The following is a 24,702-nucleotide window of genomic DNA, read 5'->3' as shown; positions in this document are numbered from 1 at the left end:
GGCGGTGTTCGGTTCTCAGCGTGCGCTCGGTTCCTGCCGGGTGCGGCCTATTCGGTGTGCAGCCCGTCGGAGCTCATGGCCTTGGACAGGGCGGGTGCGGTCAGGGCGGTCACCACCAGCACCGAGACCGCGGCGAAGGACAGCACCGCGCCCATGCCGGGCAGGTCCGGGACGGGCGGCTCCGCGAACAGCGACACCATGATCAGCCCGCCGAGCAGGCAACCGAGGGGTACCGCGAGCAGCAGGGCCAGCAGCATCGGTACGGCGTTCTGCAGGAACGCGGACCACACGAGGGTGCTGCGCTTGGCGCCGACGGCTCCGAGCACGGCCATCGGCCGGGTTCGCTCCTGGATCTGCTCGACGGCGGTGACCAGCAGGCTGCAGCCGATCAGCGTGAACACGACCATCGCGCCCAGCAGCAGCCCGTACTCGACCATCCGCAGCTCGGCGGACGAGTCCGTCAACGCCACGCTCCGGTGGACGGCCGGGAACGGCAGGTGTGCCCCGGCCACGGTGCGGACCTGCTCCTCGAGGTCCGGTGGCGCCTGCGCGGTGGGGTCGACCTCGATGCGCACGCTGCGGATCTCCATCGGGATTCCGGCGGCCGCGGCCGGGGTCAGCACCAGTTCCGCGGTGTTCGACGAATCGGTGGAGGGCCCGATGTGCCGCAGGGGTGGGATGGTCCAGGCGATGGTGCCCGCACCGGTGGCGTTGGAGCCGGTCGTCAGGATCTCCCACTGCTGCCCTGCGGAGATGGGCAACTGCTCGTCGGTCCCTGCGGTGTGTTCGGGCAGGAACGCGTCGCCGTCCCGGCACTCCCCCACGGGGAAGGAGGCTGCGGCGGTGGCGCAGTCGACGATCACGACCCGGGCGACGGATCGCCCCGACTGCAGGGAGATCGAGTGATGCGGGCTCACCGAGCTCACCCCGGGCAGTGCCGCGACCTCGGCGGCCGTGGCGCTCATTCCGTCGTGGCCGGTCCGATCCTCCTCGCCACCGATGCTGATCTGAGCTGGAGCGGCGCCTGCCCGCCCGGCCAGCCGCAGGGCTTGGTGCTCCAAGGACGCGAACATCGTCTGCAGGGCGATGACGCCGGTGACGACGACGGCGATGGCGCTGACGGAGCGGGCGGCGGTGCCGCTGGTCAGGTGCAGCCGGCGCAGCGCCAGCTGCCAGGCGACCGGTCCGCCGTGCCATCGCCGGGCGATGGTCTCGACGATCCAAAGCAGCAGCAGCGGCACCGAGACCAGCACCAGCGCGACCGAGGCGGCCGGTATCGCGAGGCGCACGGCGTTCGATGAGTACACCTGCGGCCACGGGAACACCGCGCCCGCCAGGCCGAGCACGAGCGGCACCAGCCGCGGCCACAACCGGCGGCGGATGGGTGTGGCCTGGCGCACCGAGCGCAGCGGGTCGTGCACGGCGCCGCGCAAGGCGGCAAGGGAGATCAGCACGGTGGTCAGCGGAACGCCGAGGGTGACCAGCACCGCCGCCCACCACGCGGGGGCGAGGTCGGCGGCGAACATCGATTCGTCGGCCACGTCGACCCGGTCCGCCACCACGTGGCAGGCGCCGAACAGGGCCCACCCGGCGAGCACGCCGGTGATCGTGCCGACGAGCGTTTCTCCGGAGGCGATGCGGCGGATCTGCCAGGCGCTGGCGCCGACGAGGCGTAGTGCGGCGAGTCTGCGTTGGCGGGCGGCTTCGGCGAGGCGGGTCGTGCTGATGACGAACACGACCACCGGCAGCAGCAGCACGGTGGCGCCGAGCGTCCACAACGTCAGCGTGTCCACCGACGTCGCGGTCGTCGAGGCGGCGTGCTCGCCGAAGTGGTCGTCGATGCGGTAGTCGGCGTTCCACTCGGTCAGCCCGGTGGCCGCGCCGTAGTAGTACAGCTCGGCGGGGGTGGTCAGTCCGTCGTCGCGGATGGTGCCGACGACGGTGCCGGGCAGCCGTTGGCGCAACAGCTCGGATCCGGGGTCGGCGAGCAGGTCGGCCAGTGCCGGGGACACGATCAGCTCGCCCGGCGCCGGATACCGGCCCAGTCCGGCAGGCGGCGGCGCGTCCGGGCGCATCGGCTGGAGCAACTTGCCGAAAACGTGGTCCCCGCGGAACTCGGTGTCGCCCGAGGCCCCGAGCACGGCGGCCGGGATGTGCGCGTTCCCGGCGGAGACCGCGGTCATCGTCCTGGCCACGGTGCGCTCGTGCTGGGCCTGCAGCGAGTTCGGCAGGGCGGTGCTGATCAGCAGTACGAGGACGCCGATGCCGATGCCGATGGTCATCAGGGCGAGCCTGCCCCAGGGGGTGTTGCGATCGCCGACGGCGAGACGGACCCCCAGCACCAGGTCGGCGAGCCAGGTGCGGGCCCGGCTCATCGGGCGGCCTCCTCCGTCTCCGCGGTGCGCCCGTCGCGGATGACCACTTCGCGGTGCGCGTAGGCGGCCACCGCCGGTTCGTGGGTCACGAGCACCACGGCGCTGCCCGCTTCGGAAGCGGTTTCGGTGAGCAGCTGCATCACCTCGCGGCCACCGGTGGAGTCGAGGGCGCCGGTGGGTTCGTCGGCGAAGATCACCGAGGGATCGGCGACGAGAGCACGGGCGAGCGCGGCCCGCTGGCCCTGGCCACCGGAGATCTCCCCGGGGCGCTTGTCGAGCTGGGCGGTGACGCCGAGCTTGTCGGCCCAGTCGCGGGCGCGGGTCTCGGACTTGCCGCGGGCGGCGCCGTTGAGCCGCAGCGGCAGCGCGATGTTCTCCAGCACGCTGAGCTCGGGCACGAGCTGGCCGAACTGGAACACGAAGCCGAACTCGGAGCGGCGCAGCGCGCTGCGCTCGTCGTCGGACATGGCGGTGACGTCGCGGCCGCGGAACCGGACCGTGCCGGATTCGGGGGCGACGACGCCTGCCATGCAGTGCAGCAGCGTGGACTTGCCCGAGCCGGAGGCGCCGACGACGGCGACGACCTCGCCGGAATCGACGGCGAGGTCCGCGCCGCGCAGCGCCGGGGTGGCGCCGAAGGAGCAGACCAGGCCGGTTCCGGTGAGCATCGATTCGGTGCCGGACCTGGACGCGGTCATGCGTGGTTCTCCTTCTGGGCGCTGCGGGTGCGGGAGCCGGTGGTATCCGGTCGCGCGCGATTCTCGAGGTGGCGCGGCGCGGCGCGTGCGGCGGGTGCGCGTTCCGGGCGAGGTCGTGGCGTCGCGCGGGGCCGGTCGTCCGGGCCCGGCCGATCATGCATGGCCGGAACCCTACACGGCCGGGTGAACCGCCCAGTCGGCTTTCGCGAAGATCATTCTTCGTCCTGCCGGGCGGCCGGAGATCCGGTGCGGCCCTCGAGGCGTTCCCGCTGGGGGATGACGGTGTAGCGGGGGTCGCGGGCGGTGACCCGGCCCGCTTCGAAGATCCCGAAGCGGGTGGCGGCTCCGCCGGCGGCCAGGCACAGTCCGGCGGCCGCCGCGATCGTCCGGTTCCGCCCGGCCAGGCCCGATGCGGCGGCGCCGACCCAGGTCAGGGCGCGGGCGGCGCGCAGCAGCCTGCCGGGGGTGCCGGTGTCGTAGGCCTCGGCGACGAGCCCGGCGCGGCGCAGCATCCGGTGCTCGGCGGCCAGTTCGACGACCGCGCCGGTGATCGCCATCCGCCGTGCCGGGCCGGCTTCGGCGACCGGGGTGGTGAGCAGGGCGACGCCGCCCGCGCTGGAGACGGCACTGCCCGCGAACAGGAACGGCAGCTCGCGGTGCACCTCGTGCCAGCCGGGCACGGCGGTGTCGGCGAGCAGCACCGCGGTGTAGGTGGTCATGGCGGGTGCGAGGACCGCGGCGGCTGCTCCGGCGAGCCTGCCGGGCCCGGGCAGCAGCCCGGACAGCTCGCCGGCGGCCGCGGCGGCGGTGAGCCCGGAGAACGGGGCGAGGATCCAGGAGCCGACGCTCAGCGGCGAGGTCGGTTTCAGCACCCGCAGCATGTTCAGGAACCGCAGCGGCCGCCCCAGGTCGTGCACGAGCGCGAGCACGCTGGCTCCGGCACCGGCCGCGGCGGCGATGCGCCCGGTGCGGCGCAGCGCGGGCCGCCCGGTGAGGTCGGCCAGCCCGGCCATCGCCGCCGACCCCCCGGCGAGCCCGCCGAGGAACAGGTAGAGGGGCACATCGGGGACCTTCCAGGTGGGGCTCTTGATGATCTGGCGGCCGTAGTAGGAGCGGAACTCGGCGTCGGGCACGATCGATTCGCCGCGGCGCGGGCTCATCGCCGCCGCCCGGCGAAGCAGGCCGCGATGAGCGCGGCGGCGGTACCGGCGGCGGCCGCGGCGTGCCGCCACATCGACGGCAGGTCGCGGGTGGTGACGACCGGGTCGGGTGGCAGCCCGTAGACCTCGGGTTCGTCGAGCAGCAGGAAGAACGCGGAATCGCCGCCGACGCCGTCCTCGGGGTCGTGGCCGTAGAGGCGGGCGCCGGTCTCGCCGCGTTCGTGGAGTTCGTCGACGCGGCGGGCGGCGCGGGCGCGGAGTTCGTCGAGGGGTCCGTACTGGATGGACTCGGTGGGGCACGCGGTGGCGCAGGCGGGGGCGAGCCCGGCGCCGAGCCGGTCCTGGCAGAGGGTGCACTTGAACGCGCCGCCGTCGCCGGGCCGGATGTCGATGACCCCGTAGGGGCAGGCGGGCACGCAGTAGCCGCAGCCGTTGCACACGTCGTCCTGCACGAGCACGGTGCCGTGCTCGGTGCGGATGAGCGCTCCGGTGGGGCACACGTCGAGGCAGGCGGCGTGGGTGCAGTGCTTGCACACGTCGGAGGACATCAGCCACCGCACCCCGCCTCCCCCGCCGTCGGACGGGTCGCCGGGTGGTCCGATCCCTGGCATGCCCAGGTCGGTGGCGGGCAGTTCCTGTTCGACGAAGGCGACGTGGCGCCAGGTGCCGGCGCCGAGGTCGCCGGTGTTGTCGTAGGACATGCCGGTGAGCTCCAAGCCGTCCTCGGGCAGCAGGTTCCACTCCTTGCAGGCCACTTCGCAGGCCTTGCAGCCGATGCAGATGCTGGTGTCGGTGAAGAACCCGACGCGTTCGGGGTGCCCGGTGTAGCCGGCGTCGGCGGCCGGGTCGGCCAGCGGCCCGCTGAAGCTGGTGTGTTCGGCCACTGCTGGCTCCTTCATCGTCCGGTGTCGCGGGGGTCGTCGGCGTGTTCGGTTCCGGTGCGCTCGGTGATGCCGGCGCGCCTGCGGTGCTCGGCGACGAGTGCGGCGAGCGCGGGGCCCCGCGGGCGGCGGCCGGGCCGGATGTCGCAGGTCCCGGCCTTGGTCTCCATGATGTGCACGTTCGGGTCCAGGGACACGCCGATCAGTTCGTTGGCGGCGTCGCCGGTGCTCAGCCCGTTCGGCCCCCAGTGCCAGGGCAGCCCGATCTGGTGCAGGGTGCGGTCGCCGAGCCGCAGCGGCCGGAGGCGGCGGGTGATCAGCACGCGGGCTTCGATGGCGCTGCGGGCGGTGATGATGGTGGCCCAGCCGAGGTGGTGCAGGCCGCGTTCGGCGGCCAGTTCCGGGGAGATCTCGGCGAACATGGCGGGGGCGAGTTCGGACAGGTGGTGCAGCCAGCGGCTCATGCCGCCCGCGGTGTGGTGCTCGGTGAGGCGGAACGTGGTGAACGCGTACGGGTAGACCTCGGCGCCGGGTTCGTGCCCGCTGGGCTGGTAGCGGTTCTCGGGGCGGGAGAGGGTCTGGCGGGCGGGGTTGCGCTGCTGGTGGTCGTGCAGCGGGTTCGCCAGCGGTGATTCCTGCGGTTCGTAGTGCGCGGGCAGCGGCCCGTCGACGAGCCCGGCGGGCACGTAGAGCCAGCCGCGGCCGTCGCTCTGCATGATGAACGGGTCGGTGCCTGCGAGTCCGGCGGGCCCGGTGGCGCCCTCGGGCGGCCGGTAGCCGGGGTGCTTGCCGATGTCGAAGTCGGGGACGTCGTGGCCTTGCCAGCGCCCGGCGCCCTCGTCCCACCACACGTAGGCCTTGCGGTCGCTCCACGGTTCGCCCTGCGGGTCGGCGGAGGCTCGGTTGTAGAGGGTGCGGCGGTTCGCCGGCCACGCCCAGCCCCAGTCGGGGGCGACCCAGGACTGCTCGTGGCCGGGTGTGCGGCGGGCGGCCTGGTTGGTCTCGTCGGCGTGCACGCCGCTGTAGATCCAGCAGCCGCAGGAGGTGCTGCCGTCGGCGCGCAGTTCGGTGTAGCCGGACAGGGTGGTGCCGTCGGGTCCGGTGCCGCTGATCTCGCGGAGCACGGCCTCGGCGCTGGGTTCGGCGATGTCGCCTTCGGTCGGGTAGTCCCAGGTGAGGTCGAGCAGGGCGCGGTCGTTCGCCTGCTGCTCGGGGGTGCGCCGGTGGCGGCGGTCGGTGAGCTTGTCCCGGAGCCTGCGGCCGAGGTGGTAGTAGAACCACAGGTCGCTGCGCCGGTCGCCGCGGGGTTCGACGGCCTTGTGGTGCCACTGCAGCAGCCGGTGGGTGTTGGTGAACGAGCCGTCCTTCTCGGTGTGGGCGGCGGCGGGCAGGAAGAACACCTCGGTGCCGATGTCCGATGTGGACAGTTCGCCGTTCTGCACTTCGGGCCCGTCGCGCCAGAACGTGGCGGTCTCGATCATGTTGAGGTCGCGGACGACGAGCCAGTCCAGGTTGGCCAGCCCGAGGCGCTGCTGCCGGGAGTTCGCGGTGCCCACGGCCGGGTTCTCCCCGATCACGAAGTAGCCGTGGACGGTGCCGTCGATCTGGTCGGCGACGGTCTGGAAGGTGCCGTGGTCGCCGGTCAGGCGCGGCAGGTTGCCGAAGGCGTAGTCGTTCTCGGCGGTCGCCGCCTCCCCCCACCACGCCTTGAGCAGGCTCACGACGTAGGAGCGCATGTTCGCCCAGTACCCGCGGGCGTGCTCGTCGTCGGCGACGAACGCGTCGAGGTCGTGGTCGGTCCGGGCCTGCGGCATCGGGATGTAGCCGGGCAGCAGGTTGAACAGCGTGGGGATGTCGGTGGAGCCCTGGATGCTGGCGTGCCCGCGCAGCGCGAGGATGCCCGCGCCGGGGCGGCCGATGTTGCCCAGCAGCAGCTGCAGGATGGAGGCGGCGCGGATGTACTGCACGCCGACGGTGTGGTGGGTCCAGCCGACGGCGTAGGCGATGGTGGTGGTGCGCTCGCGCCCCGAGTTGGCGATCAGCGCGTCGGCGACGCGCAGGAACTCGGCGCGCGGCACGCCGCAGGTCTGCTCCACCGCTTCCGGGGTGTAGCGGGCGAAGTGCCGTTTGAGCAGCTGGAACACGCAGCGCGGGTGTTGCAGCGTCGGGTCGGTCTCGGGGGTGCCGTGGTAGACGGGCCCGCCGGAGCCTGCCCGTTCGGGGCGGCTGCCTGCGCGTTCCCGGCCGTGCGGGCTGGCGGGCCGGTCGGCGCGCAGCGGTTCCTCCCAGGACACCGCGGAGAGCGCGTCGGCGCCTTCGTACTGCCAGCTGCTCGGGTCGTAGGCGCCTTCGGCGGGGTCGAATCCGGAGAACACGCCGTCGAGGTCCTCGGTGTCGGCGAACTCCTCCCTGATGATCATGGCGGCGTTGGTGTAGTGCACCACGTAGTCGTGGAAGTGCGCGTCGCGTTCGAGCACCTGGTGGATCAGCCCGCCGAGGAACGCGATGTCGCTGCCCGCGCGCAGCGGCACGTGGTGGTCGGCGACCGCGGAGGTGCGGGTGAAGCGCGGGTCGACGTGGATGACGGTGGCGCCGCGCGCCTTCGCCTCCATCACCCACTGGAAGCCGACCGGGTGGGCTTCGGCCATGTTGGAGCCCTGGATGAGGATGCAGTCGGCGTTGGCCAGGTCCTGCAGGAAGGTCGTGGCCCCTCCGCGCCCGAACGAGGTCCCCAGACCGGGAACCGTGGAGGAGTGTCAAATGCGGGCCTGGTTCTCCACCTGGATGGCGCCCATGGCGGTGTAGAGCTTCTTCATGAGGTAGTTCTCCTCGTTGTCGAGGGTCGCTCCTCCGAGGCTCGCGATGCCCATGGTGCGCCGCAGCGGCCTGCCTTCCTCATCGGCCTGCTGCCAGGTGGCGTCCCGCGTGGCCAGCACGCGGTCGGCGATCATGTCGAGTGCGGTGTCGAGGTCGAGGTCCTCCCACTCGGTGCCGTGCGGGCGCCGGTAGCGGACCCGGTCCTGGCGGGTGGGGGCGGTGACGAGTTCGCGGCTGGCGGAGCCCTTGGGGCAGAGCCTGCCGCGGCTGATCGGCGAGTCCGGGTCGCCTTCGATCTGGGTGATCTCGCCGTCGCGCACGAACACCTGCTGCCCGCAGCCGACGGCGCAGTACGGGCACACCGAGCGCACGACGCGGTCGGCGTCCTCGGTGCGGGCGCGGAGGGCGTCGGTGCGGCGGCTGCGGGCGGCGGTGCCGCGCCCGAGCGGGTCGGGTCCGGTGAGCTGGCGGACCAGCGGCCAGTTCAGCCACTGCGGCATCCGGCGGCCTCCTTCCCGCGAACGACGACGGCGGGTGTCCGATTTCCCTCGGACACCCGCCGCGGCACCGGGGCAAGCCGGTGGTGGTCCCGGGTCAGCCGCTGATGTTCTCGGCGGGCCGGTCGTCGTCGCGTTCGGCGGCGGTGCCGGTGGCCGGGGCCGGATCGGTCTCGGCACCGATCTCCTCGGTGCCGGTCGTGCCGGTCGCGTCCGCGGCCTGGGGTGCCGGGGTGCCGGCCTGGGTGGCGGTGCGCGGCATCCAGATCCAGGCGATGAGCGCGGCGAGCAGGATCAGCGCGGCACCGGCGAGGTTGGCGAAGCGCATCCCGCCCATCCAGGCGACCACGACCTGCTGGGCCAGGGCTTGGCCCTGCTCCCCGAGGGAGGCGGCGACCTGCAGGCCGCCGGGCAGCGATTCCTTCGCGACGTCCTGCGCCTGCGCGGGCAGCCCCGCCAGGGCCGGGCCGAGCTGGGTGGAGTAGGCGCTGCCGAGCACGCTGCCCAGCACCGCGACGCCCAGCGAGGCGCCGACCTCGCGGGTGACGTCGTTGGTGGCCGAGCCCATGCCGGCGCGGGCGCGCGGCACGTTCGCCATCAGCTGGTCGGTGGCCGGGGCCATCGCCAGCGACATGCCGCCGGAGGTCAGCGCCAGCGGCAGCAGCAGGTGCAGGTAGCCGGAGTCGGCGGTCAGGGTGCTCAGCCCGGCCATGCCGCACGCGGCCAGCACCAGGCCGGCGGCGATGGTGGTGCGCGGCCCGAACCGGCCGACGATGCGCCCGACCTGCGGGGCGACCAGCACCATCATCACCGACATCGGGAGCATGGCCACCGAGGAGCCCAGCGGCGAGTACCCGAACACCAGGATCAGCGTCTGGCTCAGCGAGAAGAACACGCCGATCATCGCGAAGAACACCAGCGTCAGCGCGACCGCGGAGGCGGAGAACCCGGCGTTGCGGAACAGGTCCATGTCCAGCATCGGGTCCTTGACCCGCCGTTCCCAGGCGACGAACGCGCCGACGAGCAGCAGCCCCACCACGACCATGATCAGCGTGCGGGGCGCGGTCCAGCCGACGTGCTGGGCGTCGATGAGGCCGTAGACGACGACGGTGATGCCGACGGTGGACAGGATCGCGCCGCCGATGTCGATGCCGCCGTGGCCGCCTTCGACGGGTGCGTGACTGCCCGCGTTCTTCGGCACGTAGCGGATGCTGGCGATGACGGCCACGACCACGACGGGCACGTTGATGGCGAACACCGCGTGCCAGGTGCTGACCTCCAGCAGCAGCCCGGCGATGACCGGGCCCAGCGCGGTGCCCGCGCCGGAGACCGCGGCCCACACCCCGACCGCCTTGGTGCGCTCGGAGCTGGGGAACACGCTGGTGAGGATGGACAGCGTCACCGGCATGATCATCGATCCGCCGAGGCCGAGCAGTCCGCGCGCGACGATGAGTTCGGCGCTGGAGCCGACGAAGAAGCACACGTACAGCGACACCGCGCCGAACAGCACCAGCCCGGCCTGCAGCATCAGCTTGCGCCCGTAGCGGTCGGCGAGGGTGGAGGTGGTGAACAGCAGCCCGGCGAACACCAGCGCGTAGGCGTTGCTGAACCACTGCTGGTCCGACAGGGAGGAGCCGAGGTCCTGGGACAGGAACGGCAGGGCGACGCCGAGCGAGGTGTTCGCCAGCATCGTCGCCGACAGCGCCAGGCACAGGACCAGCAGCGTGGTCCAGCGGCGGCGATAGACCCCCAGGTCGATGCCGTCGGCGACGGCGCGGCGCTCGCCTTCGGTGTTCGGGCCTTCGGTGGCGTGCGCACCGCCCGAAGCCGACTCGGGGTGGGTACCGGACACGAGGTCTCCTCATTTCGCGTGCGACAGGATGCCCACCCACGTTATGTCATGACTGCCATTTGTCACTCATGACATCAGTCACCGTTGACGGAACGTGCACAGCGGGTGAACCTGGGTCGCATGACCGCCGCACCCGTCGAATCCGCCGAGCCCGTCGACCGCAGGCGGCGCCGCACCGCCCGCACCCGGGCGGGCATCGAGGAGGCGGCGCTGCGGTTGTTCACCGAGCAGGGCTTCGACAACACCACCGTCGAGCAGATCGCCGAGGCCGCCGACATCGCGCCGCGCACGTTCTTCCGCCACTTCCCCAGCAAGGACGCGGTGCTGTTCGGCGATTCGCTGCGCGAGCAGGAGCGGATGCGCGAGGTGCTGGCCGCCCGTCCCGCGGGCGAGCACCCGCTGCGCAAGCTGGCCGCGGCCATGTTCGACACGGCCACCCGGGTGCAGGCCGACCGCCCCCAGCACCTGATGCGGGCGCAGCTGCTGGAGTCTCTGGAGGCCGGGGGCGACTACGAGTCGCACCTGATGCACCGGCGCTGGGTGCACGAGGTGGCTAGCAGCCTCGCCGAGCACTGCGGTGGCGGCGAACCCGATCCGCGGCTGTACACGTGGTCGATGCTGCTGATGACGTGCTTCGGTTCGGCGATGCGGGAGTGGCTGGTGCGCACCGACGGCGCGACGTTGCCCGACATCCTCGCCGCGCTGCTCGCCGACACGACCGCGGGCCTGCGCGAGGTCACCGACGACCCGATCGGCCGCCCCCTGCGGTGACGCGCGGGCGTCAGGGGTGCAGGCCGAGGCCCTTGCACACCTTGTCGACCTGGTTGCGTCCGTCGTGCAGCGCGATGCCGACCAGGTCGAGGCCGGCGGTGGGCACGGCCCGCACCACGGCCCGGTTGGCCTCGTCGTCGCCGGTGGTGAACATCTGCGCGGTGTAGATCGCCGGGCGCATCCCCCGGTCCAGCGCCTTGCGGTGCACCTGCCGCAGCCGTTCGGCGTCGGCGGTGTAGACGAGGACGGGCCTGCCCAGCAGCGGCAGGTAGCCGACGTCGTCGGCGTCGGCGTAGGGCTCGCCCACGAGCTCGGGGTGGGCGGCGGTGATGCCGCTGCTGAGGAACGCGGTCACGTTGAGCCGCTGCCAACCGGCGAGGTCGTCCCGGACCACGACGGCGATCTTCGTCTGAGCCATGGCGGCATCCTGCGGCGGTGCACCGCGGGCGGTCTTGAACGCTGGTGCGCGGGCCCGCGACCGGGCGCGCGGACAATGGCGTGGTGCGAGACGAATGGATCCGGTACCGGCGCTGCCCGGAGATGTCGCTGGAGGCGATGCACGCGTTCTTCCGCGACCACACCTACGAGCGCCACAGCCACGACGCCTACTCGTTCGGGGTGACCGAGACCGGCGCGCAGACGTTCCGCTGCCGGGGCGCGTCGCGGGTCAGCGCGGCGGGGATGGTGATGGCGTTCAACCCGGAGGAGACCCACGACGGGCATTCGGCGATCGCGGAGGGCTTCACCTACCGCATCGTGCACCTGGGCCCGCGGGTCGTCGCGGAGGTCCTGGCGGACGCGGCGGGCGAGCCCGGCGGGCAGCGGGCGCTGCCGCTGTTCGCGGAGCCGGTGCTGCACGATCCGGTGCTGGCGCGGGCGGTGCGCGAGCTGAACCGGGCGCTGCTGGAGCAGGACAGCGCGCTGCTGCGGGACGAGGCGCTGCGCCGCACGGTGTACGCGATGGTGCGGCGCGGTTCGGTGCGGGCACCGCTGATCGAGTGGGAACCGGCGGTGCGCCCGATTCCGGCCGGGGTGCGGGCGGTGCGCGAGCACCTGCACGCCCACGCGGCCGAGGAGGTCTCGGCGCGGCACCTCGCCGAGATCGCCGGGTGCAGCCGGTTCGCGCTGCACCGGGCGTTCACCGCGGCGCACGGGCTGGCGCCGGGCGCCTACCAGCGGCAGCTGCGGCTGCGGGAGGCCCGCCGCGCGCTCGGCGCGGGGGCGAGCGCGGCGGAGGCCGCCGCCCGGGCCGGGTTCGCCGACCAGGCGCACCTGACCCGCTGGTTCCGCCGCTGCTACGGCATCACCCCCGGCACCTTCCGCGCCGGGTCGTGACCGGCCGTCCCTTCTGCTTCGCAAGCGTTCGGGCGGTGGAACCTCGGCGGCTTCGTCGCCGCCCCGCGGGCTGGTTCCGCAGACCTCGCCGCGGAACGGGAGTACGGGCGGGCGGCGCGGGGTCAGCGGACGGTGATGAGGTGTTCGCCGCGCGGGACGAGTTCGCCGATGACGGGTGCGCCGGGGATCTCCCCGGCCACCAGCAGCCCGCCGGAGGTCTGGGCGTCGGCCAGCAGCAGCGCCTCCCCCTCGCTGACCGCGGCGAGGCAGCAGTGCGGGCGCACCCAGTCGAGGTTGCGGTGGGTGCCGCCGCTGACGTGTCCGTCGCGCAGCGCGTCCCGCGCCCCGTCCAGGTAGGGGACGGCGGCGGAGTCGAGGATGGCGGAGACCCCGCTGGCGCGCACCAGCTTCAGCAGGTGCCCGAGCAGCCCGAACCCGGTGACGTCGGTGGCGCAGCGCACCCCGGCGGCGAGCGCGGCGGCCGAGGCGTCGGCGTTGAGCTCGGTCATGGCGGCCACGGCCTGCTCGAACACCTCGCCGGTGGCCTTGTGCCGGGTGTTGAGCACGCCGATGCCGAGGGGTTTGGTCAGCGACAGCGGCACTCCGGCCCGTCCGGCGTCGTTGCGCAGCAGCGCTCCGGGCTCGGCGGTGCCGGTGGCGGCCATGCCGTACTTCGGTTCGGGGTCGTCGACGCTGTGCCCACCGGCGACGGGGCACCCGGCGGCGCGGCCGACGTCGAGGCCGCCGCGCAGCACTTCGCGGGCCAGTTCGAGCGGGAGCCGCTCGCGGGGCCAGCACAGCAGGTTGATCGCCAGCACCGGGCGGGCGCCCATCGCGTAGAGGTCGGACAGGGCGTTGGTGGCCGCGATGCGCCCCCAGTCGTAGGCGTCGTCGACGACGGGGGTGAAGAAGTCGGCGGTGCTCACCACCGCCTGCCCGGCCGGGTCGACGCGGACCGCGGCGGCGTCGTCGCCGTCGTCGAGGCCGACCAGCAGCGCCGGGTCGGGCACGCCGCGCAGGTCGGCGACGACCTCCTCCAGCTCACCCGGCGGGATCTTGCAGGCGCAGCCGCCGCCGTGGGCGTACTGGGTGAGCCGGTACCGGGTGGGCACGTCGAGTTCCGTCACGTCACCGACGGTATCCACCGGCCTCCGCCGCCGCCGGATTTCCCGTGGTGAACGACCCGTTCGCCCCTCGCGGCGGCGTGGGTGGCCCGTGCACCCACCGTCGCGGCGCGGTCAGAACCGGACGACGGTGGACAGGTCGGGGACGGTGCCGGTGAGCTCGTGGCGTCCGATGTAGACGTTCTTGGCGTCGACGGGGTCGTGGGAGGCGAAGGTGCGGGCGTTGCGCCAGAACCGGTCGTAGCCGTGGGTGTTGGAGGTGCTGCGGGCGCCGGTGATCTCGTGGATCTCGGCGGCGGCGTCGAGGGAGGACTCGACGGCGGTGACCTTGGCGCGGAAGCAGTCCACGGCGATCTCGTCGGGGTCGTCGGCACCGGTTTCGAGCCGGTCGGCGGCGGTGTGCAGCAGGGCGCGGGAGGCGGCGAGCCTGCTGGAGGTGGCACCGATGCGGCGCAGCACCAGCGGGTCGTCGGCGGGCCCGTCGAAGCGGGGCAGCGAGGCGCGGGTCATGGTGCGGGCGTGCCCGAGTAGCGCGTCGAGGGCGCCTTCGCCGATGCCCTGCAGCAGTGCGGCGTGCAGCAGCATGACTCCGCCGAGGAACGTCGGGGACGGTTCGGTGGCCGCGGGCCGGTGGCGCCCGTCGGGGGCGACGACGTCCCGGTAGGTGAGGGTGCGGCTGCGGGTGCCGCGCTGGCCCATGTTGTCCCAGTCGTCGCGGGTCTCGATCCGCGGGTCGTCGAGGTCGACGAGCGCTTGGTGCGGGGCGCCGTCGAGCAGGCAGCGCACCACCGCGACACCCCCGCCGCCGCTGTTGGAGTTGAAGGTCTTGGTGCCGGTGACCGCGATTCCGCCGTCGACGCGGCGGGCGGTGACCTTGCCGGTGGTGCCGGTTTCGGCGACGGAGGAGACGAACCGCAGCCCGTCGTGCAGCACCCGCCGGGCCAGCTCGGCGCGGGTGTCGGCGGGCAGGCCGTTGCCGGGGCCGAACAGCTCGCGGGAGACCAGGGCGGTGGTCAGCCAGTTCTGCCCGGTGGGCCCGTCGCCCGCGCTGATCTCGCGGACGGCGCGGATGAGGGTGCCCCAGCCGCCGCGTTCGGTGCCGTCCCAGAGGCCGCCGTGCTCGGCGGGCAGCGCGAGCCGGGCGGCGCCGAGGTCGGCGAGCAGCGCGAGGTTGCCCGCGGGGTCGGCGTGGTCGCGGTCGGCGGTGAAGCCGCCTGCGGCGAGCCGGGGGCGCTGCTGCCGGATGGCGTGCAGCAGCGCGGTGCCCTCGTCCTGGGATGTCGGCATGGCGGCCCTCCAAATGCGAACGCGAATTCTCGTTCTCGAATATAGCGGGGTGCGGGCCCCGCTCGTCAAGTACGAACCCGCCGATCAGCGCCGATACGATGCGGCCATGACCGACGAGCCGGACCCCCGGGCGCACTACCGGCAACCCCTCCAGGCCCGCAGCGCCGCCACCCTGGCGCGCGTGCTGGAAGCCGCCGAGGAACTCGCCTTCGACATCGGCCTCGAACAGCTCACGGTCAGCGGCGTCGCCGAGCGCGCCGGAGTCTCCGTCGGCTCCATCTACCGCCGCTTCGACGGCAAGGACCAGCTGCTGGCCGCCCTCACCGACCGGATGCTGCACCAGCGCGAAGCCGACCTCGCCGAAGCGCTGCGCACCGCCGAACCGACCCTGCCGGGCGTGCTGCACGCCTACACCGAGGCGCTGCTGCGCTCGTTCACCTCGACCCGCTCGCTGTTCCCCTACCTGCTGCGCACCGGCGAGATCGACGTCCTCGACCGGGGTGCCCGCACCATCACCGAGGTGCACCGGCTGCTGCTGGACGCCGCCGCCCCGCACACCGCCGAGATCCGCCGCGACGACCCGCGCGCCGCCCTCGACGCCGTGGCACGCGCACTGCTGGGCGCCTGCTTCCACAACTCGGTGCGCCCCGACCGGCCCGCCGACGAGCAGGCCCTGCACCGCTACGCCGACGAGCTCGCCGAGATGGGCCTCGCCTACCTGTCCACCCCGGACCGCCGCCGTCCCGCGCGCGACCCGGACCCGGCGTAGGTTCGGGCGCGCGGCAGAGGAGGCGTCAGGGCGCCTGGTGGCCCCCGCGGTCTTCAACACCGACGTGGCCGAGCACCTCGGTCAGGCGGGTTCGATTCCCGTCCGCCTCCGCCGCACCAGGCCCGCGCCGGCCCGGCACCGACCGGGCGCGGCCACGGCGGCGACTAGGATCCCCGTCGTGGCGATCGAGCGTCCCGGCCCTCTGCGGTGGCTGTACTACCAGTACGGCGGCACGCTGCCCGCCGCCTACCGGGAGTGGGTGCTGCGGGACGCGACCTGCTCGACGTGGGTGCTGCGGGTGTGCGTGCGCGGCCTGCTGCACGTGCTGCCGCTGATCGCGCTGGTCTTCGCGGTGCTGTGGTGGGCCGGTGGTTCCTGGCCGATCGCGCTGGGCTCGGTGCTGCTCGGGGTGCTGGTGGTGCTGCGGATCGTGCTGACCAGTTCGGTGGAGAGCGTCGACGCGCGACTGGCCCGGCACGGCTTCCCGCCCGGCCACGGCTCCGCCGTCCGCTCCCGCATGGACGCCGAAGCCGCAGCCCGCTACCGAGCCACCTGGCGCGGCGAACAACCCTGACACTTCCCGCGATCCAGCGGTTCTCCCGTCAGCGGCGCAGCCGCTGAGCCGTCGACCACCCGAGCACCCGGCACCGCAGCGGGTTCTCAGCGGTGTCTCGCGAGGACGGCGTTGTCGCTTGTGGCGGAGCCACCGGTGAAAACGATCCCGCAGCGACGAGGACGCTGAGGTTCCGCCCCCACGCGACAGAAGTCGAGCGCCCCCGAAGCGCTGCTCCTAGGCTGCGGTTCATGGACTTGCGGCGCCGGATCCCCGCCACGGACCAGGTCCTCGACGACCCGCTGCTGAGCAGCGCCGCCGACCGGCTCGGCCGCGACGTGGTGCGCCAAGCGGTCCGCGACGCCCAGCAGCAGGCCCGCCTCGGGCACCTGCCACCCGAGCAGGTCACCGCCGCCGCCCGCGCCGCGCTGCCCGACACCGCCTGCCGGATGCGGCGCGTCCTCAACGCCAGCGGGGTGCTGCTGCACACCAACCTCGGCCGCGCCCCGCTCTCCGACGCCGCGCTCGAGGCCGTCCGCGCCGCCGCGGGCACCACCGACGTCGAACTCGACCTCGCGACCGGCGCCCGCGGACCCCGCGGCCGCAGCACCCGCGACGCCCTGCTGGCCGCGGTGCCCGCCGCCGAGGACGCGCACGTGGTCAACAACGGGGCCGCCGCACTCGCCCTGGCGGCCACCGCGCTCGCCGCCGGCCGCGAGATCGTGCTCGCCCGCGGAGAGCTCGTCGAAATCGGCGACGGGTTCCGCATCCCCGATCTGCTCACCGCCACCGGCGCGCGGCTGCGGGAAGTCGGCACCACCAACCGCGTCCACCTCGACGACTACCGGGACGCGATCGGCCCCGACACCGGGTTCGTGCTCAAAGTGCACCCGTCGAACTTCCGCATCACCGGCTTCACCTCCCAGGTCCCCGTCGCCGACCTGCACGCGCTGCCGGTGCCGGTGGTCACCGACATCGGATCCGGGCTGCTGCACGCCCACCCCCGGCTGCCCACCGAACCGGACGCGCAACGCACCCTCGCCGCCGGGGCCGACCTGGTCACCGCCAGCGGCGACAAACTCCTCGGCGGCCCCCAAGCCGGACTGCTGCTGGGCACCACCGACCTGATCACCCGGCTGCGGCGGCACCCGCTGGCCCGCGCGCTGCGCGTCGACAAGCTCACCCTCGCCGCCCTCGAAGCCACCGTCCGCGGACCCGCCACCCCCACCGCCCGCGCCCTCGACCGCACCCAGGACGAGCTGCTCGCCCGCGCCCACCGCATCGCCGCCGCCCTGCGCGCGCACGGCATCGACGCGGACACCTGCCGCAGCACCGGCACCGTCGGCGGCGGCGGCGCACCCGGCGTCGACCTGCCCAGCGCCGCGATCACCCTGCCCGCCCGGTGCGCCACCGCCCTGCGCACCGCCCCCACCCCGGTGCTCGCCCGCGTCGAACAGGACCGCTGCCTGCTCGACCTGCTCGCCATCGCCCCTGCCGACGACGACCTGCTCGTCGAGACCACCACGGCGGCCACCGGATGCACGTGATCGCGACCGCCGGGCACGTCGACCACGGCAAGACCACGCTGCTGCGGCTGCTCACCGGCATGGAACCCGACCGGCTGGTGCAGGAACGCGACCGCGGCATGACCATCGACCTCGGCTTCGCCTGGACCACCCTCGGCGCGCGGACCCTCGCGTTCGTCGACGTCCCCGGCCACGAACGGTTCGTGCCCACCATGCTCGCCGGCGCCGGATCCGCACCCGCGGTGCTGTTCGTCGTCGCCGCCGACGAAGGCTGGCGACCGCAATCCGGCGAACACCTCGCCGCGCTGCACGCCCTCGGCGTCCGCCACGCCCTGCTGGCCATCACCCGCACCGACCTCGCCGACCCCAGCACCGCCGAAACCCAGGCGCGCGAGCACCTCGCCGGCACCGCGCTCGGCACCCCACCGGCCGTGCACGTCAGCGGCCGCACCGGCACCGGCCTGGCCGCCCTGCGCACCGCGCTGGCCGCGCTCACCGACTCGCTGCCCACCCCCGACACCACCACCCCGGTGCGGCTGTGGATCGACCGGGCCTTCACCCTCCGCGGCGCAGGCACCATCGTCACCGGCACCCTCACCGCAGGCGCCCTGCGCACCGGCGACCGGCTGCTGCTGCACCCCGGCGGACGCGACGTCGCGGTGCGCGGACTGCACACCCTCGGCGAACCCCGCAGCCGGATCACCGCCACCGCCCGCGTCGCCGTGAACCTGCGCGGCATCCCCCTCGACCAGGTGCGCCGCGGGCACGCCCTGCTCACCCCGCACAGCGGACTCGGCAGCGACCTGCTCGACGTGCGCCTGCCGGACACCGACCCCGTCGACCTGCCCCGGCACCTCGTGCTGCACCTCGGCTCCGCCGCCGTACCCGCCCGCATCCGCCCGCTCGGCCCCCGCACCGCCCGCCTCGCCCTCCGCGCACCGCTGCCGGTGCGCATCGGCGACCGGATCCTGCTGCGCGACCCCGGAGGCCACCACATCCACGGCGCCGACCTGCTCGACGTGCGCCCCCCACCGCTGCGCCGCCGCGGCGCGGCCCGCGACCGCGCCCGCGAACTCGACACCCTGCCCACCACCCCCGACGGCACCGGCGAACTGCGGCGCCGCAAGCTGGTCCGCCGCGACGAACTGCGCGCCATGGGCGCCGAACCACCCGCCGACGCACCCACCGCCCACGGCTGGCTGCTCGACCCCGCCCACCGCGACACCCTCGCCGAACACCTCGTGCACCTGCTGCACGACCACCGCGACCAGCACCCCCTCGACGCGGGCCTCAGCCTCGAAGCCGCCCGCCGCGCCCTGCACCTGCCCGACCCCGCCCTGCTCGAACCGGTCCTGCACACCCCCGCCGCCCGCGACGTGCACCGCGGCGACGGCAGGCTGCACCTGGGCCCCGCACCGTGGCCCCCCGAAATCGCCGCCGCGCTGCGCGCCCTGCGCACCGCGCTGCACGCCGACCCGTTCACCGCGCCCACCGCCGCCGAACTCCACGACCTCGGCCTCGGACCGGCCGCCCTGGCCGCCGCCGCCCGCGCAGGCGAACTGCTGCGCCTGGCCCCCGGCGTGGTGCTCTCCGCAGGCGCCGACCACCGCGCCCTCGACGTCCTCGCCACCCTCCCCCAACCGTTCACCCCCGCCGAGGCGCGCCGCGCCCTGCGCACCACCCGCCGCGTCGCCCTGCCCCTGCTGGAACTGCTCGCCCGCGACCGCCGCACCGAACGCCTCCCCGACGGCACCCACCGGCTGCGCTGACCCCGCGGCTCCGTGCGATCAGCCCGACCGCGGCGCATCGTGGGAGACGTGGCGGGCCGGGTCGCCCGGCAGCGAGGGAGGCACGTCATGGCGCGCAAGATCTGGACCGGTTCGATCAACTTCGGCCTGGTGACCATCCCGGTCGGCCTCTACGCCGCCACCGAGGACCACAGCCCCTCCTTCCACCAGTACCAACGCGGCACCACCGACCGCGTCCGCTACAAGCGCGTCAACGAACGCACCGGCGACGAGGTCGACTACGGCGAAATCGTGAAGGGCCGCGAAGTCGACGGCGCCCTGATCACCGTCGACCAGGACGAGCTCGACGAGATCGCCCCCGGCCGCTCCCGCACCATCGACATCACCTCCTTCGTCGACCTCGACGAGATCGACCCGGTGTACTTCCAGCGCACCTACTGGCTGGCCCCCAACGCCAAGGAGAACCACCGGCCCTACGACCTGCTGCGCCGCGCCATGGAGCAGACCAACCAGGTCGGCATCGCCACCTTCGTGCTGCGCGGCAAGGAGTACCTCACCGCCGTGCGCGCCGACGACACCGCACTCGCCCTCAACACGCTGTTCTTCGCCGACGAGATCCGCGACCCCGGCGAGATCATCGACGACACCGCGGGCACCGCGCCCTCCGACAAGGAGATCGAGATGGCCGAGACCGTCATCGAGTCCATGACCGGCGCATGGCACCCCGAGGACTACGAGGACACCTACACCGACCGCGTCGAACGACTGCTCGCCGACAAGGCCCGCGGCGTCGAACCCGCCGCCGAGGCCGAGCCCGCCACCGACAGCGGCGTCATCGACCTCACCGACGCGCTGCGCCGCAGCGTCGAACAAGCCCGCGGCACCCGCGGACGCGGCGGCGCGCGCGCAGACGAGCTGGGCGACCTCACCAAGGGCGACCTCGACAAGCGCGCCAAGGAACTCGGCATCCGCGGCCGCTCCAAGATGAACCGCGCCGCACTCGAAGACGCCGTCCGCGACGCCACCCACGGCTCGCGCGCCGCGTCCTGACCGGGACCGCCACCGTGGGACGAGTGACCGTGCGGGTCCAGGACCGCGAACTCACCCTGTCCAACCTGGACAAGGTCCTCTACCCGGCCTGCGGGTACCGCAAGGGCGACGTCATCGACTACTACCGGCGCATCTCCCCCGTGCTGCTGCCGCACCTGCGCGACCGCGCCACCACCCTCATCCGCTACCCCGACGGCGTCGACGCCGGCTCGTTCTACGAGAAGAACGTCTCCCGCCACGCCCCCGACTGGGTGCCCACCGCCCGCCTCGTCAGCGGTGCCGACGGCACCGGCCGCGCCGTCAACCACCACGTGCTCATCGACTCCCTGCCCACCCTGGTGTGGACCGCGAACCTCGCCGCACTCGAACTGCACGTGCCGCAGTGGACCGTCGGCGAACACGACACCCGCCACACCCCCGACCTGCTCGTGTTCGACCTCGACCCCGGACCGCCCGCCACCATCGTCGAGTGCTGCCGCGCCGCCGAACTCCTGCACGAGCGGCTGCGCGCCGACGGGCTGCGCACCTACCCGAAGACCAGCGGCGCCAAGGGGATGCAGCTGTACTGCCCGGTGCGCACCGACCGCTCCGACCGCACCTCCGCCTACGCCAAGCGGCTCGCCCGGCAACTCGCCGCCGAACATCCCGACGCGCTGCTGGCGAAGATGGACCGCGCCGCCCGCACCGGCAAGGTCTTCCTCGACTGGAGCCAGAACAACCCCGCCAAGACCACCGTCGCCCCCTACTCGCTGCGCGCCCGCGCCCGGCCCACCGCCTCCACCCCCCTCACCTGGGACGAGGTGCACGCCTGCCGCGAACCCGAACAGCTGCGCTTCACCGCCGACGACGTCCTCGACCGGGTCGAACGCCACGGCGACCTCCTCGCCGACCTGCACACCGACCCGCACCCGCTATGAACCCCACCGGACGCCTGTGGGATGGCGCACCCGGCGGAATCCCGCCGCGGGACGGGCGTGTTTGAGCCGAGCAGACCCGCGGGAAGACAACGAGGAGTTTCACGGCACGAGAGAGGTGACCATGACCGGCTTCTTCGGCACCGGAGGGTTCGGTTCGAGCCCGTTCGACGACTTCCTGGCCCGCTACCTCTCCGGTGGCGACGGCCCGAACCAGCCGCAACGAGTCGACCTCACCCGCCTGATGAGCAGGCACGCCCAAGACCTCGTGGCCGCCGCCGCCCGCCTCGCCGTCGAACACGGCGGCCGCGACCTCGACACCCACCACCTGCTGTGGGCCGCGACCCGCTCCGAGACCACCCGGGCCATGCTGGAGCGCGCGGGCGCCGACCCCGACTCGCTGGCGCAGCGCATCGAACAGCAGCTGCCCGGCGGCGACGCCGTCGAACAACCCCCGGCGCTCACCCCCGCCGCCAAGCGCACCCTGCTCGAATCGCACCAGATCGCCCGCGCCGTCGGCGCCTCCTACATCGGCCCCGACCACCTGCTGCTGGCCCTGGCCGCCAACCCCGACTCCCAAGCCGGGAGGTTGCTCGCCGCAGCCCACGTCACCCTCGAATCGCTGCAGACCGGCCCCACCGACACCGCTCATCCCAGGCCCGACACCGCAGAGACCAGCAGCAGCACCCCCACCCTCGAACAGTTCGGCCAAGACCTCACCGCCAAGGCCCGCGACGGCGGCCTCGACCCCGTCATCGGCCGCGACGACGAGATCGAGCAGACCATCGAAGTGCTCTCCCGCCGCACCAAGAACAACCCGGTGCTCATCGGCGAAGCAGGCGTCGGCAAGACCTCCGTCGTCGAAGGACTCGCCCAGCGCGTCGTCGACGGCCAGGTCCCCGACGTGCTCAAGGACAAGCGCGTCGTCCAGCTCGACCTCGCGGGCGTCGTCGCGGGCACCCGCTACCGTGGCGACTTCGAAGAGCGCATGAACAAGCTCCTCGACGAGATCAGCAGGCACCGCGACCAGCTGATCATCTTCATCGACGAGCTGCACACCGTCGTCGGCGCAGGCGGATCCGACGGCGCCGTCGACGCGGGCAACATGCTCAAACCCAAGCTCGCCCGCGGCGAACTGCACGTCGTCGGCGCCACCACCCTCGACGAATACCGCACCAACATCGAGAAGGACGCCGCGCTGGAACGCCGCTTCCAGCCCATCACCGTCGACGAACCCAGCGTCGCCGACACCCAGCGGATCCTCTGCGGCCTCCGCGACCGCTACGAAGCCCACCACCAGGTCCGGTTCCACGACGACGCCATCCGCGCCGCCGCCGAACTCGCCGACCGCTACATCACCGACCGGTTCCTGCCCGACAAGGCCATCGACCTCATCGACCAGGCAGGCGCCCGCAAACGGCTGCGCACCGGCACCCCCGACACCGACCTGCGCGAACTCGAACAGCACTACGACGAACTGGCCCGCGACAAAGCCCAGGCCATCGCCGAGGAGGACTACGAGCGCGCCGCGAACCTGCGCGACGAACTCGGCTCGGTCCGCGACCGCATCCGCTCCCAACGCCAAGGCGAAGGCGACATCCCCGTCGTCGGCCGCGAGGAGATCGCCGACGTCGTCTCCCGCGCCACCGGCATCCCCGCCACCCAGCTCACCGAGCAGGAGAAGACCCGGCTGCTCAACCTCGAAGACCAGCTGCACAAGCGCGTCGTCGGCCAGGACGAAGCCGTGCACGCCATCGCCCGCGCCGTCCGCCGCTCCCGCACCGGCATGGGCGACCCGAACCGGCCCGTCGGCACCTTCCTGTTCCTCGGCCCCACCGGCGTCGGCAAGACCGAACTCGCCCGCGCCCTGGCCGAATCCCTCTTCGGCGACCAGGACCGCATGGTGCGCCTGGACATGAGCGAATTCCAAGAAGCCCACACCGCCAGCCGCATGGTCGGCTCCCCACCCGGCTACGTCGGCTACGGCGAAGCCGGCCAGCTCACCGAAGCGGTGCGGCGCCGCCCCTACTCGGTGATCCTGCTCGACGAGATCGAGAAGGCCCACCCCGACGTGTTCAACACCCTGCTGCAAGTCCTCGACGACGGGCGGCTCACCGACGGGCAGGGCCGCACCGTCGACTTCAGCAACACCGTGCTGATCATGACCAGCAACCTCGGGTCCGACATCATCTCGCAGCGCTCCGGAGTCCTCGGCTTCTCCAGCCGCGACCAGGAACGAGCCGACGAACCCGCCCGCGACCGGCTCATGGCCCGCCTCCGCGACGCGTTCCGCCCCGAATTCCTCAACCGCATCGACGAAGTCGTCGTGTTCCGCAGGCTCGAAACCGACCAGCTGCACCGCATCACCGAACTGCTGCTCGGCGACACCCGCGAACGCCTCGGCACCCAGGACATCGAAGTGGACTTCAGCAACGCCGCCGTCGACTGGATCACCGAACACGGCCACCAGCCCGACTACGGCGCCCGCCCGCTGCGGCGCACCATCCAGCGCGAAGTCGACGACTCCCTGTCCGAACTGCTGCTGGAAGGCAGGCTCGGCGAAGGCCAGCGCGTCGAAGTCGACACCTCCGGCGACCAGCTGACCTTCGAGATCAGGCCCGCCCTCGAAACCGGCGCCGGAACCTCCTGACCACCACCCGAAGGCGGAGGCAACCGAAAACATCGGCACGGAGGGTGACTAATCGGCTCCGGTGAGTTACGCTGGTGATCGCCGCCGCACCTCCCCCTCGTGCGGCGAAGGACGCCCAGGGCTTGGACCCCCAGCAAGCCCTGGGCGTCACTCACACCAGCAGCGGCTCACTCCACCAGCCGCGCCGGGAAACCACCCGTGGCGATCGGACCCCACGACTCGATCGACACCCGGATCAGCGACTTGCCCTGCTCGCGCATCGCCTCCCGGTACTCGTCCCAATCCGGATGCTCCCCCGAAATGCACCGGAAGTACTCCACCAGCGGCTCCACGCTCTCCGGCGGATCCACCACCTCCGCCGACCCGTCCACCTGCACCCACGGGCCGTTGAACTCGTCCGAGAGCACACACACCGACACCCGCCCCGACCGGCGGACGTTCACCGCCTTCGCCCGCTCCGGATACGTCGACACCACGATCCGCCCCTGCCCGTCCACCCCGCACGTCACCGGCGAGATCTGCGGACGACCCGACGCCCGCTCCGTCACCAGCAGCGCACGATGCCGCGGACGCAGGAACTCGAGCAGCTCCGGGAGCTCGACCCGATCATTGGTAGCGATGCTGGGAGCCACGGCGATCCTTCCGGCCCGACTGAACTGTCCGGGCGAAAACCTACCCCAGCACCCCGACACACA

19 protein-coding genes and 1 tRNA gene are annotated in these 24,702 nt (G+C 73.2%); 10 read left to right on the top strand and 10 right to left on the bottom strand.

The features are described 5' to 3' along the window. Positions 1–47 precede the first annotated feature (47 nt). From AC29IT_RS01665 to AC29IT_RS01640, 6 genes are all read right to left on the bottom strand, one after another. On the bottom strand, positions 48–2,375 hold the full coding sequence (locus tag AC29IT_RS01665; protein ID WP_488217574.1) for an FtsX-like permease family protein: 2,328 nt from the start codon (positions 2,373–2,375) through the stop codon (positions 48–50). Further along, positions 2,372–3,073, bottom strand: coding sequence for an ABC transporter ATP-binding protein (locus AC29IT_RS01660; RefSeq protein ID WP_488217573.1), 702 nt, complete (start codon positions 3,071–3,073; stop codon positions 2,372–2,374). Before AC29IT_RS01660 ends, AC29IT_RS01665 begins: the two co-directional genes overlap by 4 nt. A 212-nt stretch (positions 3,074–3,285) precedes the next feature. Further along, positions 3,286–4,233, bottom strand: a complete 948-nt coding sequence (gene nrfD / locus AC29IT_RS01655) for an NrfD/PsrC family molybdoenzyme membrane anchor subunit (RefSeq protein WP_488217572.1) — start codon at positions 4,231–4,233, stop codon at positions 3,286–3,288. Further along, positions 4,230–5,117: a 4Fe-4S dicluster domain-containing protein gene (locus tag AC29IT_RS01650; protein WP_488217571.1), complete on the bottom strand. Its 888-nt coding sequence runs from the start codon at positions 5,115–5,117 to the stop codon at positions 4,230–4,232. Before AC29IT_RS01650 ends, nrfD begins: the two co-directional genes overlap by 4 nt. Positions 5,118–5,128: 11 nt before the next feature. Beyond that, the gene (fdh, locus tag AC29IT_RS01645; RefSeq protein WP_488217570.1) at positions 5,129–8,431 is read right to left on the bottom strand and encodes a formate dehydrogenase; all 3,303 of its coding nucleotides are present in this window, start codon (positions 8,429–8,431) and stop codon (positions 5,129–5,131) included. A 94-nt stretch (positions 8,432–8,525) separates the two neighbouring features. After that, the gene (locus AC29IT_RS01640; RefSeq protein ID WP_488217569.1) at positions 8,526–10,280 is read right to left on the bottom strand and encodes an MFS transporter; all 1,755 of its coding nucleotides are present in this window, start codon (positions 10,278–10,280) and stop codon (positions 8,526–8,528) included. Between the two features lie 120 nt (positions 10,281–10,400). On the opposite strand from AC29IT_RS01640, the gene AC29IT_RS01635 reads away from it, so the two are divergent. Continuing rightward, positions 10,401–11,051, top strand: coding sequence for a TetR family transcriptional regulator (locus AC29IT_RS01635; RefSeq protein ID WP_358443591.1), 651 nt, complete (start codon positions 10,401–10,403; stop codon positions 11,049–11,051). A 10-nt stretch (positions 11,052–11,061) separates the two neighbouring features. Here the strand turns inward: AC29IT_RS01635 and AC29IT_RS01630 are convergent, their stop codons facing one another. Next, positions 11,062–11,469 (bottom strand): DUF2000 family protein, encoded by a 408-nt coding sequence (locus AC29IT_RS01630; protein WP_488217568.1) that lies wholly within the window; start codon positions 11,467–11,469, stop codon positions 11,062–11,064. An 83-nt stretch (positions 11,470–11,552) separates the two neighbouring features. On the opposite strand from AC29IT_RS01630, the gene AC29IT_RS01625 reads away from it, so the two are divergent. Beyond that, positions 11,553–12,386, top strand: coding sequence for an AraC family transcriptional regulator (locus tag AC29IT_RS01625; RefSeq protein ID WP_488217567.1), 834 nt, complete (start codon positions 11,553–11,555; stop codon positions 12,384–12,386). Between the two features lie 122 nt (positions 12,387–12,508). Here the strand turns inward: AC29IT_RS01625 and selD are convergent, their stop codons facing one another. After that, entirely contained in the window at positions 12,509–13,498 is a 990-nt protein-coding gene (gene selD, locus AC29IT_RS01620; RefSeq protein ID WP_488217906.1) for a selenide, water dikinase SelD, read from the bottom strand. 126 nt (positions 13,499–13,624) lie between these two features. Further along, positions 13,625–14,797: an acyl-CoA dehydrogenase family protein gene (locus AC29IT_RS01615; protein WP_488217566.1), complete on the bottom strand. Its 1,173-nt coding sequence runs from the start codon at positions 14,795–14,797 to the stop codon at positions 13,625–13,627. Positions 14,798–14,903: 106 nt separating this feature from the next. Between AC29IT_RS01615 and AC29IT_RS01610 the strand changes: the two genes are divergently transcribed. From AC29IT_RS01610 to AC29IT_RS01575, 8 genes are all read left to right on the top strand, one after another. Continuing rightward, complete coding sequence (locus AC29IT_RS01610; protein WP_358443577.1) at positions 14,904–15,566, top strand: TetR/AcrR family transcriptional regulator; 663 nt, start codon at positions 14,904–14,906, stop codon at positions 15,564–15,566. Positions 15,567–15,584: 18 nt separating this feature from the next. Continuing rightward, positions 15,585–15,677 (top strand) — tRNA-Sec (locus tag AC29IT_RS01605). Between the two features lie 67 nt (positions 15,678–15,744). After that, positions 15,745–16,140, top strand: coding sequence for a DUF5313 family protein (locus AC29IT_RS01600; RefSeq protein WP_358443575.1), 396 nt, complete (start codon positions 15,745–15,747; stop codon positions 16,138–16,140). Between the two features lie 230 nt (positions 16,141–16,370). Beyond that, positions 16,371–17,666: an L-seryl-tRNA(Sec) selenium transferase gene (selA, locus tag AC29IT_RS01595; RefSeq protein ID WP_488217565.1), complete on the top strand. Its 1,296-nt coding sequence runs from the start codon at positions 16,371–16,373 to the stop codon at positions 17,664–17,666. Then, entirely contained in the window at positions 17,657–19,414 is a 1,758-nt protein-coding gene (gene selB, locus AC29IT_RS01590) for a selenocysteine-specific translation elongation factor (protein WP_488217564.1), read from the top strand. The genes selA and selB overlap by 10 nt, the downstream gene beginning before the upstream one ends. 87 nt (positions 19,415–19,501) lie before the next feature. Further along, complete coding sequence (gene ku, locus AC29IT_RS01585; RefSeq protein ID WP_358443566.1) at positions 19,502–20,443, top strand: non-homologous end joining protein Ku; 942 nt, start codon at positions 19,502–19,504, stop codon at positions 20,441–20,443. Between the two features lie 14 nt (positions 20,444–20,457). Beyond that, positions 20,458–21,360, top strand: a complete 903-nt coding sequence (gene ligD, locus AC29IT_RS01580) for a non-homologous end-joining DNA ligase (protein WP_488217563.1) — start codon at positions 20,458–20,460, stop codon at positions 21,358–21,360. A gap of 121 nt (positions 21,361–21,481) precedes the next feature. After that, positions 21,482–24,007, top strand: coding sequence for an ATP-dependent Clp protease ATP-binding subunit (locus AC29IT_RS01575; RefSeq protein ID WP_488217562.1), 2,526 nt, complete (start codon positions 21,482–21,484; stop codon positions 24,005–24,007). Positions 24,008–24,174: 167 nt separating this feature from the next. On the opposite strand, the gene AC29IT_RS01570 is transcribed toward AC29IT_RS01575, so the two are convergent. Further along, a complete protein-coding gene (locus AC29IT_RS01570) occupies positions 24,175–24,639 on the bottom strand; it encodes a PPOX class F420-dependent oxidoreductase (protein WP_358443558.1) in 465 nt (154 codons plus the stop codon). Positions 24,640–24,702: the final 63 nt, after the last annotated feature.

It is taken from the genome of Saccharopolyspora sp. MMCC62 (assembly GCF_057736575.1).
The sequence above is the reverse complement of the archived record's forward strand: the minus strand, read 5'-3'. Positions and strand labels throughout refer to the sequence as shown.